The sequence below is a fragment of the Agrobacterium genomosp. 13 str. CFBP 6927 genome, from assembly GCA_900012615.1.
Classification (GTDB): domain Bacteria; phylum Pseudomonadota; class Alphaproteobacteria; order Rhizobiales; family Rhizobiaceae; genus Agrobacterium.
The window spans coordinates 1531964-1544263 of the sequence record LT009757.1; the positions used below are offsets into that span (position 1 = coordinate 1531964).

The 12300-nt window shown below is 60.3% G+C and carries 12 protein-coding genes; 8 read left to right on the forward strand and 4 right to left on the reverse strand.

Going from position 1 to position 12300, the window contains the following annotated elements:
• The first annotated feature begins 76 nt into the window (after positions 1-76).
• Positions 77-1681, forward strand: a complete 1605-nt coding sequence (locus tag AGR13A_RS21290; RefSeq protein ID WP_080839272.1) for an FGGY-family carbohydrate kinase — start codon at positions 77-79, stop codon at positions 1679-1681.
• A 25-nt stretch (positions 1682-1706) separates the two neighbouring features.
• On the opposite strand, the gene AGR13A_RS21295 is transcribed toward AGR13A_RS21290, so the two are convergent.
• Genes AGR13A_RS21295 through AGR13A_RS21305 form a run of 3 tightly spaced genes read right to left on the reverse strand, consistent with a single transcriptional unit; the run spans position 1707 to position 4641 of the window.
• Positions 1707-2528, reverse strand: a complete 822-nt coding sequence (locus tag AGR13A_RS21295) for a DeoR/GlpR family DNA-binding transcription regulator (protein ID WP_020008978.1) — start codon at positions 2526-2528, stop codon at positions 1707-1709.
• A gap of 60 nt (positions 2529-2588) precedes the next feature.
• Positions 2589-3362 carry an SDR family NAD(P)-dependent oxidoreductase gene (locus tag AGR13A_RS21300; protein ID WP_080839274.1) on the reverse strand — a complete coding sequence of 258 codons (774 nt, stop codon included), beginning with the start codon at positions 3360-3362 and terminating at the stop codon, positions 2589-2591.
• A gap of 10 nt (positions 3363-3372) precedes the next feature.
• Positions 3373-4641 carry an ADP-dependent glucokinase/phosphofructokinase gene (locus AGR13A_RS21305; RefSeq protein ID WP_080839276.1) on the reverse strand — a complete coding sequence of 423 codons (1269 nt, stop codon included), beginning with the start codon at positions 4639-4641 and terminating at the stop codon, positions 3373-3375.
• 108 nt (positions 4642-4749) lie between these two features.
• Between AGR13A_RS21305 and AGR13A_RS21310 the strand changes: the two genes are divergently transcribed.
• From AGR13A_RS21310 to AGR13A_RS21340, 7 genes are all read left to right on the forward strand, one after another.
• Positions 4750-4944, forward strand: a complete 195-nt coding sequence (locus AGR13A_RS21310; RefSeq protein WP_080839278.1) for a hypothetical protein — start codon at positions 4750-4752, stop codon at positions 4942-4944.
• Positions 4945-5138: 194 nt separating this feature from the next.
• Positions 5139-6155: a hypothetical protein gene (locus AGR13A_RS21315; RefSeq protein WP_003504412.1), complete on the forward strand. Its 1017-nt coding sequence runs from the start codon at positions 5139-5141 to the stop codon at positions 6153-6155.
• Positions 6156-6270: 115 nt separating this feature from the next.
• Positions 6271-7557 carry an ABC transporter substrate-binding protein gene (locus AGR13A_RS21320; RefSeq protein ID WP_080839280.1) on the forward strand — a complete coding sequence of 429 codons (1287 nt, stop codon included), beginning with the start codon at positions 6271-6273 and terminating at the stop codon, positions 7555-7557.
• A gap of 217 nt (positions 7558-7774) precedes the next feature.
• Positions 7775-8641 carry a carbohydrate ABC transporter permease gene (locus AGR13A_RS21325; RefSeq protein ID WP_080839283.1) on the forward strand — a complete coding sequence of 289 codons (867 nt, stop codon included), beginning with the start codon at positions 7775-7777 and terminating at the stop codon, positions 8639-8641.
• Positions 8638-9471, forward strand: coding sequence for a carbohydrate ABC transporter permease (locus tag AGR13A_RS21330; RefSeq protein WP_080839285.1), 834 nt, complete (start codon positions 8638-8640; stop codon positions 9469-9471). Before AGR13A_RS21325 ends, AGR13A_RS21330 begins: the two co-directional genes overlap by 4 nt.
• Before the next feature lie 4 nt (positions 9472-9475).
• Positions 9476-10600: an ABC transporter ATP-binding protein gene (locus tag AGR13A_RS21335; protein WP_080839287.1), complete on the forward strand. Its 1125-nt coding sequence runs from the start codon at positions 9476-9478 to the stop codon at positions 10598-10600.
• 52 nt (positions 10601-10652) lie between these two features.
• Entirely contained in the window at positions 10653-11381 is a 729-nt protein-coding gene (locus AGR13A_RS21340; protein ID WP_080839289.1) for an SDR family oxidoreductase, read from the forward strand.
• 127 nt (positions 11382-11508) lie between these two features.
• Here the strand turns inward: AGR13A_RS21340 and eutC are convergent, their stop codons facing one another.
• The gene (gene eutC / locus AGR13A_RS21345; protein ID WP_080839291.1) at positions 11509-12297 is read right to left on the reverse strand and encodes an ethanolamine ammonia-lyase subunit EutC; all 789 of its coding nucleotides are present in this window, start codon (positions 12295-12297) and stop codon (positions 11509-11511) included.
• Positions 12298-12300 lie beyond the last annotated feature (3 nt).

Genomic DNA, 12300 nt, shown 5'->3' on the forward strand with positions numbered 1-12300 from the left:
CCCCAATTGCGAGATCCCATGCCCCTGAATGATGCCCACACCATATTTGCCAGCAGTCGCGAGGGGGCGTGAGAGCATGATCGATACCTATATGATCGGCATGGATTTCGGTTCGGAATCGGCGCGCGGCATTCTCGTCAATGCCCGCACCGGCGCGCAGGAAGGCCACCATGTCCATCCGTATCGCAACGGCATTCTGACGCATTCGCTGCGCGGTCGAAGCCTGCCCGCCAATTTCGTGCTCCAGGTCGCAGACGATTACACGGAAGCCGCCGAGATCATTCTGTCGGCGCTCGGCAAGGGCCGCAATGTTGCGGGAATAGGTATCGATTTCACCGCGTCTTCCCCCATGCCCGCACGCGCCGATGGCACGGCGCTTTCGGTGCTTTATCCGGATGAGCCGCATGCCTATGTGAAGCTCTGGAAACATTCGGCGCAGGCTCATGCGGATGCGATCAATGCCTTGGGCGGTGATTATCTTGGAAACTTCGGCGGAAAGCTCTCCGGTGAATGGATGCTTGCCAAGGCGGCGCAAATGCGCGCTGAAGCACCCGCATTGTGGGCCGAAACCGGGCGTTTCATCGAGGCGGGAGACTGGCTGGTCTGGCAGTTGACCGGCAACGAGGCGCGAAGCCTCGACTTCGCCTCCTACAAGGCGCAATTCTTCCGGGAAACCGGCTATCCGCAAGACGTGGTACCGGGGCTTGCGGACCGTCTTTCAAAACCGCTTCAGGTCGGCAGTCCCGCGGGTTCCCTGACGCCGGAGTGGCGTCGCCGCACCGGAATTACAGGCGATGCCGTCGTTGCGGTTTCGGCTATCGACAGCCATGTCGTGCTGCCTGCGGTCGGTGCCGTCGGTCCCGGTGTTTTTGTCGGCGCGCTCGGGACCTCTGCCGGTTTTCTCATTCTGGACGGCGAGGGACGCGGTCTGCCACAAGGGCTCGAAGGGGCTGCTTTCGGTGCCGCCCTGCCGGATCTGTGGTGTTACGAGGCGGGGCAGGCGGCGTTCGGCGACATGTTGGCCTGGTATGTGAAGACTTTTCCGCGCGATGAAGACCTTTCCCGCAACTTCACCCTGCACAATGAGGCGGCGCAGGCGGTCAGTCCGGGCGAGGGCGGTGTGCTGGCGCTCGACTGGTTTGCGGGAAACCGCATTCCGCTGGCCGACTCCATGCTGTCGGGATTGCTGGTTGGCCTCAGCCTGAAATCGACCTCGGCCGGAATCTACCGGGCGCTGATCGAGGCGCTGTGTTTCGGCACGCGATCCATTCTGGACATGGCTATAGCGGGCGGCGTGCCGATCAGCCGCATCGTGATGACGAGCGGTCTGGCCCGGAGCAATCCGTTTCTGGTGCAGACCATGGCGGATGTGTTCGGACGTACGATCGAGGTTCCTGACGTGGAGAACCCGACGGCGCTCGGCGCGGCAATCCATGCGGCGGTGGCGGCCGGGATCGTCGGCTCTTTTGCCGAAGGCGCTGAAAGGCTCGGTGCGCGCAGCCTTCGCGAATTTGTGCCGAACATGCACCATTTCAAAAAATACGAGACGCTTTATGCCGAATATCGCCGGCTTGCGGCGGACGAGGAGCTCCGGCGGGCCATGCGCTCGCTTCACCTGTTTGCCGCACGTCAAAATGCACATTCGCAACCGCAGTCGACGAACGCCGAGGCAGCACAGTGAATTTGGCGATGGAAATGGCGGTTCGTCAGGTCAATGGCGCAGGGGCAGCGGGCGAAACCAGCGTCACCTTGCACTCCGTAGCTTTGAGCGAGGTCATCGCATCCTGCGAAATGCCATTATCGGTGATGACCTCATCTATCTGCGAAATATCCGAAAGCGTGCAGAAACCGGGCGCTGCGAATTTCGAGCTGTCGACCAGAAGCACGGTCTTGCGGGCCGCGGCGATCATGGCGCGCTTGAGCGAGGCCACTTCCAGCGAGGTTTCCGTCAGCAGCGTGCCGGTAACGGCCGAAGCCCCCGTCATACAGATATCGGCATGCAGCGTTTTGATGAAGCTTTCCCCCGGCTCGCCAGCAAGATGGCGGTGCCCCGGCCGCACCGTGCCGCCCGGCAGGATGGTGCGCCAGGATTTGATGTCGGCGGCGAAGTCGGCGATCTGCAGGCTGTTGGTCACCACCGTCAACGGAAGGTCGCGTTCGGCAGCGGCCCGCACCGCCTCCATAACCGTCGAGGAGCTGTCGAAGATGACGCTGTCGCCGGCACTCAGCCGCTCCGCCGCCTCGCGGCCTATCGCAACCTTTTCCGCGTGCTGAAGCGCGGCGTTGACCGTCATCTCCCGTTCGAAGGTCGCACGCATCGGCTGCAGCAGATGCGCGCCGCCGTGGGTGCGCTCGAGATAGCCCTTTTCCACCAGATGCTCGAGATCACGCCGCACGGTCGATTGCGATCCGCCGATCGTATCCGCGAGCTCCTGAATACCCGCCGCGCCATTAATGCGCAGGTGCTCCAGAATGAGCGCCCGTCTTTTGGCGGGAACCATATCAACACGCTTGCTCGAAGACTCCATGCAATCACCCAGTTTTCGGCCCGCAAAAACGCGCCGATTCTCTCCAATGTCCGTCAAGCTCTACCAAATCGTGTATCCGCAATCCACCGCAACGATTGTGCCCGTCATGGCGCTGGCGGCGTCCGAAGCCAGAAACAGGATGGGCGCGGCGATCTCATCGGGCCTTGCGACGCGCTTCATCGGCGTCATCTCCATCCAGACCGGCATCAGGGTTTCGTCTGAAAAGCCGCCGCGCGACATGACGGTGTCAACATAGGTGGGCGCAACGCAATTGACCCGAACGCCGCGCTCAGCCCATTCGCCAGCGAGGCACCGCGTCATGTGGTGAACGGCGGCCTTGGCCGTGTTGTAATGCACTTGCCGCTGTGGCTTGTTGGAGATCAATCCGGACATCGAACCGAGGGTGACGATGGAGCCGTATCCGCGCGCCAGCATCGGCCGGGCAAATTCACGGCATGACCAGTAAGCGCCGTTGAGATCGACATCCACCACCTTCAGCCAAACCTCGTCGCTCATCTCTTCGCCCGGCGTGTCCGGCCAGGCGATACCTGCATTGGCAATCAGGATGTCGACGGCGCCGAAGCGGTCGTTGGCGGCCCGCGCCGCCTCGGCGACGGCTTTCGCATCCGTTACATCCAGCTGCATGGCATCCGCCGCATGGCCTTTTGCCTTCAGTTCCGAGAGGCCCGCCTCCAGCACCTCGGCATTCATATCGGAAATGATGACATGCGCGCCTGCTTCCGCCAGCGCTTGCGCCGTCGCAAGGCCGATGCCGCGCCCGCCGCCGGTGATGAAGGCAGTTTTTCCATCCAGACGAAATCGTTCGAGAAACATCGTTTTTCCTTCAGGCATGTTTGAGGGCGGCGGGTGCGGTCGCGACGCCGGGATTTCCGAGAACGAGAAGGCACCCGGCCGTGAAACTGTCGCCGAGGCCAAGCGTGGTGGCGGGCTTTTCAACATAGGGCGAGGCGCAGGCAACAAAGGTCCAGCGGCCTTTCCGCACGCGATTGTCGAAGGGCAACGCGTGGAACTGCGCCAGCGCATCGGTACGGATCGCGTTTGCCGGCTCCCCATTGGCGGCCCGGGCGCTGGCAATGGCGCATCCGGCCATCAGCGCCAGTTCCTCCTCGTCGGGGTCGTTGCGTGTCACAGCGGCCGCCCACGTGTCGGCATGCACGCAGACGCGGTCTATATCCAGCCGGTCTCCAAGAGCGATCAGCGCCTCCATCGGATGCTGGGCGGTGCCATCCATCGCCAGCAGTTCCGAATGGCTCATGCCGAGCGAACTGATTGCACCCCTGGCCTGATCGAGCAACTCGCTTACGGCGTCCTGCGAAGCATAGCCGGCAAGCTCGAAATGCACCGTCTTCAAGCCCGCATCCATCCAGTCGCGGCTGAGCGCAAAGACATGGCGGGCGGCGTCGCCGACATTTTCCGCGGCCTCGTCATTGAGGCCGGATAGAAGACCGGCAGCGGCGGTGGAGGCGCGCTTTCGTGATACCGCCTCAAATGCCGTATCATGCTGGATACCACGATCACAGAAACGCACGATGATGCGTGTCGAACGATTGGGGGTGAGCGCACCGATTGGCTTGCCCGCGGTGAATTCGAAAATGAATATTTCGGGAATATGCCGTTCTGTCGGCGTCACTTCCGCTGCCGTTTTGAGTGCATTGCCCTCGGCCAATAAAACGCCCGGGGGGATCTGTCGAAGCTGCTGCTCGTGGCGATCCTCCAGCGCCACCAGGGAGGCGACGCCGAGCCGCGAAAGCACCCAGGCGGCCTGCGGGCCGGTGCCGCCCAGCGCGTAGCGAACATCCAGATGATCGCGCAGCCATTGCGGGCCGTCCACCCAGTCGGCGCGTACTTCGCCGCCGATACCCTTTGCGGCGCGCGCCAGCAACATGGCGGCGAATTGACCGGCCGGCGTTTCGGCTGGGGCATCGAGAAGCGGCTGCATATTGTGCATGTCGACCCGTGCATCGACACAGGTGGACATGCCGCACAAGAACAGCCCCGCCCGCGAAAGCGCCGATGTTCCAATCGGGCCGGAGCGCGGATCGGCGAGCGCGACATAACGCTCCCCCCAGTCGCCTGTAAAAACGTCACCCATAGCCGAGTATCTCCTCCTCACGCGGCAATGATGTCAATTGCTACCATTATCTCTCAAATCGTCAACGGGATTTTGCGCTGAAAATGCTATTTTGCCAGAATTTGCGCAATGCAGCGCATTTTTAAAGCGGCGCAGCACATGTTTTGCGCGTGCGAACGTCTTGAGTGGCGTATTGACCGCAAATTTGCCAAAAATAAAGACATTTCAAGCGTGTGGGCGGGCGCCCATTGTGATGCTGATGTTTTGTTGATGTGGCACGAAAAGACGCTGGAAGACGTTTGGACGAGCAATTTAAAATATTGATTTCTTTTTATAAAAATCGAATTCCAGAAACTTTTAATCCCGTCCTTCGGTCAAGAATATGGGGTGAGCTGTCTTCGTTTAGAGAGAAAAAGATAGCTATTGACAGAATATGAGAAGTGGCCGTTTATAAATGCAAGTCTGCGGTCGCAATCGAAGCACTGGCAGCCGAACTCCAACATTCATTGAGGGCTACGATGGTCACGAGACTCGACAGAAAACTGGCGAATATTCGCGCAGGGCGTTACAAACCGACTGATTTTATCATTGCCGATGCGAAGGATAGCGATGTCGGCGCGGGTGTCTCCGCCACCGGTTTCGATTATTCCGTCAAGCCGCCACGCCGTCGCACCCGGCAGGAATTCATCACCCAGATCGAGGAGATCATCGATCAGGATGTGGTCGACATCATGCTGGTGTCGCAGTCCAATCTCGATCTGCTGGACGAGCGCGGCGCGTTTTCCGGCAGCGAGGTGAAACCGGCCATTCGCGGCAATCTCGAAAGCATGTGCTGGGGTGGCGTGCGGCATGGCACCTATACACAGTCGCCATCCGTCCCCTTCCGCGATACCGGCCTTGCCCGCGCCATCGCCAACTATCCGACCTCGGGCACCGATCTCTGCCTTTATTCGGTGTGCTTCACCAACGATCTCGACCGCGACATATGCACGCTGAAAGCTTTCGCCGAGTTCCGCGCCGAAGCGTCGAAGCACAATTTCAAATATTTCTACGAGGTCTTCAACCCGAACGTCGATATCGGCCTGACGCGCGAGCAGACCGGCGAGTTTGTCAATGACCACATCATCAAGTCACTGGCGAGCGTGCCGCGTGCCGAACGGCCGCTGTTTCTCAAGATGCCCTATAACGGGCCGAAGGCGCTGGAGGAACTCGCCTCGTTCGATTCCGAACTGATCGTCGGCGTGCTTGGCGGCGGAGCGGGCACCACCCGCGATACGTTCGAGCTGGTGGCGCAGTCGGAGCGTTACGGTGCGCGGCTCGCGCTGTTCGGGCGCAAGATCAATCTGGCTGAAGCACCGCTCAATCTGATCGTGCTGATGCGCGCGGTTGCCGACGGCGCCCTGAAGCCGGAAGAGGCGGTTCGCGCCTATCATGGCGAGCTGCAGACACTGGGGCTTTCCCCGGTGCGCCCGCTTGCCGACGACCGCGTCATTACCGAGGACGTGCTGAAAGCGGCAGCGGCCAAGGCGGCCTGATAGCTGCCGGGATTTCGAGCGAACGCGGCTCTGGGGAGGGCCGCGACAAAATCGGGCGGCAGGTCCGCCGGCATCTTTAAACAATGCGTCTTTGAACAATAAAGGGAGGAATATGATGAGGAAGACGTTGTTTCTTGCAACGACAGTTCTGACTGCCGTTCTGTCCGCTGCTGTTGCGAGTGCCGCGCAGAAAGAAGTGACCGTATGGTCATGGTTCGTGCAAAGCACCATGAAGAAGTCGATTGCGGCCTTCGAGAAGGCCCATCCAGACGTGAAGGTGAACTATACCTATTACAATTATTCGCCGGAATATATTACCGCGCTGAAGGCGGCGGCGGCATCCGGGAGCCTGCCTGACATCATCGGCCTGCAGCCGGGGTCCCTCACACAGCAATATCGCGATAATCTCGAGCCCGTAAACGAACGCGCCGCCAAACAATGGGGTGCAACATGGGAGGAGAAGATTTTCCCCGTCAACCGCAAACAGATGTTGATGGGCAATCCCGCCGGCGACAAGAATTTCTACATCATTCCCCAGGAATCGCAGGTTCTCTGCATCTGGTATAACCGCAAGCTCTTCGAAAAACACAATATCGCTGTGCCGAAGACCTATGCGGAACTGAAGGCTGCCGCCAAGACGCTGAGCGATAACGGCCTCATCCCGATGTTTCAGGGCGCTGCGGACGGCTGGCAGAACGAAAACGTCTTCCTGATGCTCGCCAACCAGTTTTCCCCCGGCATCGTCGACAAGGCGCAGGCGGGTGAAACGCCGTGGACCGCGCCGGAGCTGGTGGCTGCCATGAAGGCGTGGAAGGGCCTCTTCGATGACGGCATCTTCCAGCAGGGTGCGCTTGGCGCGCATGCCTATCCGACCGGCGCGCAGCTCTTCGCACAGGGCAAGGTGGGCATGATGGCGCTTGGCTCCTGGTGGATGCAGGAAAGCAAGTTCCCGCCGCCGCTCTCCGAATATGTACAGAACATGGACGGGTTCGACTTCTTCTACATGCCTCCCGTCAAGGAGGGTAACAAGGCAAGCCCACCTGTCGGCGGCATCGACATCGGTTACGGCCTGACGAAGAATGGCGGCAAGAATGACGCCGCATGGACCTTCCTTGCCGAACTGACCAATGGTGTCGGTCTGCAGGAGGCGCTGAACGACCTGAACGATCTGCCGGCCTTCGAAGGCCATACGCCGAAGGGCGATATTACCGACCACGTCAAGCAATTGTCGGCGCGGTTCATGGCAGATCTGCCCAAGGCTGAAAACCAGCGCTTTTCTTCGCCGGCCGTGGCCGAGGCGCTGGACAACGCCCTGGCGGGCGTATCCGCTGGCAGCATCGAAGCCGAGGCCGCGCTGGCCAAGGTGGACGAGGCGACCAAAAAAGCGCTCGCGTCAAAGTGACAGGCGGCCTCAAGATGCCGGGCGCTGCCAAATGCGCCCGGCGGGTTGAAGCGCATCGACCACGACAAGACCTCCCAGGTGCGCTTCAACACCTTTCGATGCCGTTTCGTTTGATGGCGGCGTGATTATCAATCGGTGAGAACCCATGCGTGCAGAAGTTTTAAGGGCCGGCGCTACGCCTGTTATCATTGAACGCAGCAGAGTTTCGAGGACGTCCATGCTTTATGTCTTCGCCCTTCCTGCCGTTCTGCTGTTTGTCGTTTTCATTGCCTATCCAATCCTTTGGGTGACGGGACAGAGCTTCTATGCGGCTTCCGGCGAGGCACGCAGCTTTGCGGGATTTTCGAATTACGCCACGGTTCTTGGTGACCCCACTTTCTGGATCGTCGTGCGCAACATGGTGCTCTGGGGTGTCATCACCATTCCGGTTCAGATGCTGGTGGGCGGGGTGCTCGCCTGGTTCATCGAACGGCACACGGACCGGCTGCGCGGTTTCTTCCGCACCATGTTCTTCCTGCCCGTCGTCACCTCCGTTTCGGTGGTCAGCCTTGTCTGGGTGCAGATTTACGCGCCCTATTACGGCATCGCGCAGGAATATCTGAAATATGCCGGCATCGTCATGTCGACCTCGCCGATCGGCGATCCCAAAACGGCGATCTATGCCCTCATCGTCGTCAATATCTGGCAATGGACCGGGTTTTCCATGCTGATGTATATCGCCGGCATCGCCAACATGCCGTCTGAGGTGCTGGATGCGGCGCGCATCGATGGCGCGAAGGGTTTGAAACTCGCCGCCCATGTCGTGGTTCCCATGCTGGCGCCCGCCACGAAATCATTGCTGCTTCTCGGCGTCATCGGCACGCTTCAGACCTTTCCCATCGTGCATCTGATGACCGGCGGCGGCCCGAACCGGGCAAGCGAGGTTTTCGGCACCTTCATCTTCAAGCAAAGCTTTGTGCTGGGCGATACCGGCAGCGGTGCGGCGCTTTCCGTGATCGTTCTTGTCGTGGCGCTTGGCCTCTCGCTGCTGCAGATCGCAGCACTCGGCGCGCGGCTGACGCCTGCCGGAAAGGATCGGTCATGACGGCTTTTGCCCGCAACCGCGCACGCGGCATTCTCATTCATGCGGTGCTGTTCATCGTGCTCGGCATCTGGATGGTCCCGCAGGTCTACATGCTGTCCGTGGGGCTGAGAACGCCGGCGCAGGCTTTTGACGCCGCACTCTTCACATGGCCGGTGACCTTCGACAATTTCATCACCGTCATCCGCGACAATCCGCTCGGCGGCATCTTTTTGAATAGCCTGGTCGTCACTGTCGCGACGGTGGCGATCGTGGTCGCCGTATCCTCGCTTTTTGCCTTCTCCATCGCCATCCTTCGGCTGAAGGGCACGCTGTTTCTCTACACCACGCTTCTGACGACGCTGATGGTGCCGCTCGCTTCGATGGTGTTGCCGCTTGCCATTCTCCTGAAGAATTTCGGCTGGGTGAACACCTATATCGGGCTCATATTGCCCTATGCCGCACTCGGTGTGCCCTTCGCCATGGTCATTCTGAAATCCTTCATGGAAGACGCGCCGCGTGAACTGTTCGAGGCTGCGAAGGTGGATGGCTGCAACGCCTGGCAGACCTACTGGCATGTGGCGTTGCCGCTGGTGCGCCCGGCGCTGGTTTTCGTCACCATCTGGCAGTTCATCGTCACCTGGAACGAATTTTTCCTGGCGCTGATCGTCCTGACGAAAAGCGAGATGAAGACGCTCACCATCGTGCCGATGCAATATTCCGGCCTCTATATGGCCAATCCCGGCGCGCTGTTTGCGGTGCTGACGCTGATCGCGCTTCCCCTCATTCTTCTTTATGTGCTGGTGCAGCGCGCCTTCGTGCGTGGCCTGACTGCCGGTGCGGTGAAAGGCTAGACCCATGGCGACGCTTTCGATCGACAAAATCACCAAGGCCTTCGGCAGCCTGACGGTCATTCCCGAATTGTCGCTGACCATAGAGGATGGCGAATTCTGCGTGCTGGTCGGCCCCTCCGGTTGCGGAAAATCCACGCTGCTGCGCATCATCGCCGGACTGGAGCCAATCAGTTCGGGCCGCGTGCTGGTGGATGGCGCGGATATGAGCGATGCCGAGCCGCCCGAACGCGGCGTAGCCATGGTCTTCCAGTCCTATGCGCTTTATCCGCATATGGATGTTGCCCGCAATATCGGCTTCGGGCTGGAAATCGCCCGGACGCCCACGGCCGAAATCGGCGAGCGGGTGGGCCGCGCGGCCGGCAAACTCAAGCTTTCGAACTATCTGAAACGCAAGCCGCGCGAATTGTCCGGCGGTCAGCGCCAGCGTGTCGCCATCGGCCGGGCGATGACGCGCAAGCCGAAGCTTTTCCTGCTCGATGAACCGCTTTCCAACCTCGATGCGGCCCTGCGTGTCGGCATGCGGGTGGAAATCGCACGGCTGAAGGCGGAACTCGGCTGCACGATGATCTATGTCACGCACGACCAGGTGGAAGCGATGACGCTTGCCGACAAGATCGTCGTCATGAATGGCGGCCGTATCGAGCAGATCGGCTCGCCGCTTGCGCTCTACCAGCGTCCCGCCAATCTTTTCGTCGCGGGTTTCATCGGTTCGCCCGCCATGAACCTTCTGAAAGCGCGCGTCGTCTCAGCCGCAGAAGGCATCGCCACCGTGTCTCTCGCCGCTGGTCCCTCCCTCGATATTGCTGTTTCAAGGCCGCTTGAGCCCGGTGACACCGTAACTCTCGGCATTCGCCCCGAACATATTGCTATCGGCGACGGGCAGGGCGGACAGTCCTATTCGATGAAAGCGACGATGGTCGAACTGCTCGGCAGCGATACTTTCATCCATGTCCGCGAGGGCGAGGAAACGATCACCATAAGAGACAGCCTTGGCCGCATGGCGCGCGCGGGCGACCGCATAGCCGTGTCGTTCCCGGCCGCCGCCTGCCATCTGTTCGACGCGAACGGGCAGAGAGTGTCGCGGGATATGAAGAACCCGCAGGAAACTGAAGCGGGGCGGATCAATTGAAACGTTGTGAAGGGTGCGGAATGTTCGGCGCCATGAGGAAGGAAGACGGGAAATGACGGATTTTCAGGGCAGAACGATCCTTGTGACGGGCGGCAGCGGCGGTATTGGCGGCGAAACGGTGCGCCATCTCGTGCGCGCCAATGCCGATGTCATCGCGGCAGGGCGTTCGCAGGAGGCGCTCGAGGCTATCGCGAAGGAAACCGGTTGCCGTACATTAACGTTCGATCTCGCCCGCGACGAGGAAATCCGCGCCGCGCTGGAGGGGCTCGATCTGTGGGGCGTCGTCAATTGCGGCGGTTTCGGCGGCGAGATCGCCACGCCGATGGACACGGATATCGCCATTTTCGATAAGGTCATCACCATCAATGCACGTGGTGCGCTGCTGGTGACGAAATATGCCAGCCAGTCCATGGTGAGGCTCGGCAAGGGCGGCGCCATCGTCAACGTGTCCAGCCAGGCCGCTCTTGTGGCGCTGCCGGGCCATATCTCCTATGGGTCTTCCAAGGCCGCTCTCGATAATATCACCCGCTGCTCTGCGCTGGAGCTCGGCCGCTACAATATCCGCGTCAACAGCGTCAATCCAACCGTTGTCATGACACCGATTTCGTCCGGCCACTGGAGCCAGCCGCATGTGGCCGAGCCTTTCCTGAAGCAGATGCCGCTCGGCCGGTGGGCCAGCGAAGCGGAAATCGCCGCCCCCATCGTCTTCCTGCTCAGCGACGCAGCCTCGATGATTACGGGTGTTTCGCTGCCAATTGATGGCGGTTTCACCTGCTGCTGATTGGCAAGTTTATTCGGCGATCATCCGAATTGTGTGGCGCATCCATCAGGTGCTCCTCCTGTCCCCCCGCATCTATCGCAAGATTGCCGAAGTCAGATTCCTTTGGATGCTTCACCATGAGCACCGCTTAAAGTTGATCCGAGCTGCCCCCGTTTTTAAGAAACTGGGCGACCGCAGACTTCAGCGCCACACCGCTGATGCGGGTTTTCACCATGTCCCTTACCAATTTGGAGATGATCTCGGCGGCTTCGCGGACCGGCAAACCACCATCGCGGATGTTGGAAACGCAGTTCCGTCTGGAATCCGGGTTCCCCGATTTTGGACCGTAGGTGATATAGGCCCCTAGACTGTCGGCAGCGGATAGGCCCGGACGTTCTCCGACCAGCACGATCGTCAGTTTTGCACCGAGCGCCTCGCCGACCGGATCACCAAGCGCAACCCGAGCCTGGTTCGCAAGTACAACCGATGCAATTGAAAGGTTCAGGATAGCCAGTTTTGGCACAAGCGCCTCGATCAGTGGCGCTGAATTGAGATCGACCGCACTGGATGACAAGCCATCTGCCGCGATAATCGCCACGTCATAACCCTTGCCCGCGCCCGCCTGCTTCAGCCGCTCTGTCGATTCCGCGGCGAGCAGTCGTCCGAGATCCGGTCGTCTTACATAGATGTTACGATCACTCGCCATGCTGTCGACCCGGACCACGGAAAGGCCGAGGCGGTTGAGCCGTTCCGTGAGCGCTGTCCTGTCAACGCTGGTCCAGACCGCTTCGCGCGCCCGCGCGTGATCGAGCAGGAAGGACAGCTGTGCTCCTGTTGGCAGACCTGCACCATGGCGCCCGAGCGAGACGCGCGCGTCGGTCATTTCCTTGAGGTTCAACCCCTGTTCGGTGACGGAGGGTTCGATCACCATTGTCATATA

Bases quoted from the DNA above. Each gene is read 5' to 3' on its own strand.
- AGR13A_RS21320 (WP_080839280.1), top strand. From the start codon at position 6,271: ATGAGGAAGACGTTGTTTCTTGCAACGACAGTTCTGACTGCCGTTCTG.
- AGR13A_RS21300 (WP_080839274.1), bottom strand. From the start codon at position 3,362: ATGTTTCTCGAACGATTTCGTCTGGATGGAAAAACTGCCTTCATCACC.
- AGR13A_RS21290 (WP_080839272.1), top strand. From the start codon at position 77: ATGATCGATACCTATATGATCGGCATGGATTTCGGTTCGGAATCGGCG.
- AGR13A_RS21335 (WP_080839287.1), top strand. From the start codon at position 9,476: ATGGCGACGCTTTCGATCGACAAAATCACCAAGGCCTTCGGCAGCCTG.
- AGR13A_RS21325 (WP_080839283.1), top strand. From the start codon at position 7,775: ATGCTTTATGTCTTCGCCCTTCCTGCCGTTCTGCTGTTTGTCGTTTTC.
- AGR13A_RS21305 (WP_080839276.1), bottom strand. From the start codon at position 4,641: ATGGGTGACGTTTTTACAGGCGACTGGGGGGAGCGTTATGTCGCGCTC.
- AGR13A_RS21310 (WP_080839278.1), top strand. From the start codon at position 4,750: ATGCAGCGCATTTTTAAAGCGGCGCAGCACATGTTTTGCGCGTGCGAA.
- AGR13A_RS21315 (WP_003504412.1), top strand. From the start codon at position 5,139: ATGGTCACGAGACTCGACAGAAAACTGGCGAATATTCGCGCAGGGCGT.
- AGR13A_RS21340 (WP_080839289.1), top strand. From the start codon at position 10,653: ATGACGGATTTTCAGGGCAGAACGATCCTTGTGACGGGCGGCAGCGGC.
- eutC (WP_080839291.1), bottom strand. From the start codon at position 12,297: ATGACAATGGTGATCGAACCCTCCGTCACCGAACAGGGGTTGAACCTC.
- AGR13A_RS21330 (WP_080839285.1), top strand. From the start codon at position 8,638: ATGACGGCTTTTGCCCGCAACCGCGCACGCGGCATTCTCATTCATGCG.
- AGR13A_RS21295 (WP_020008978.1), bottom strand. From the start codon at position 2,528: ATGGAGTCTTCGAGCAAGCGTGTTGATATGGTTCCCGCCAAAAGACGG.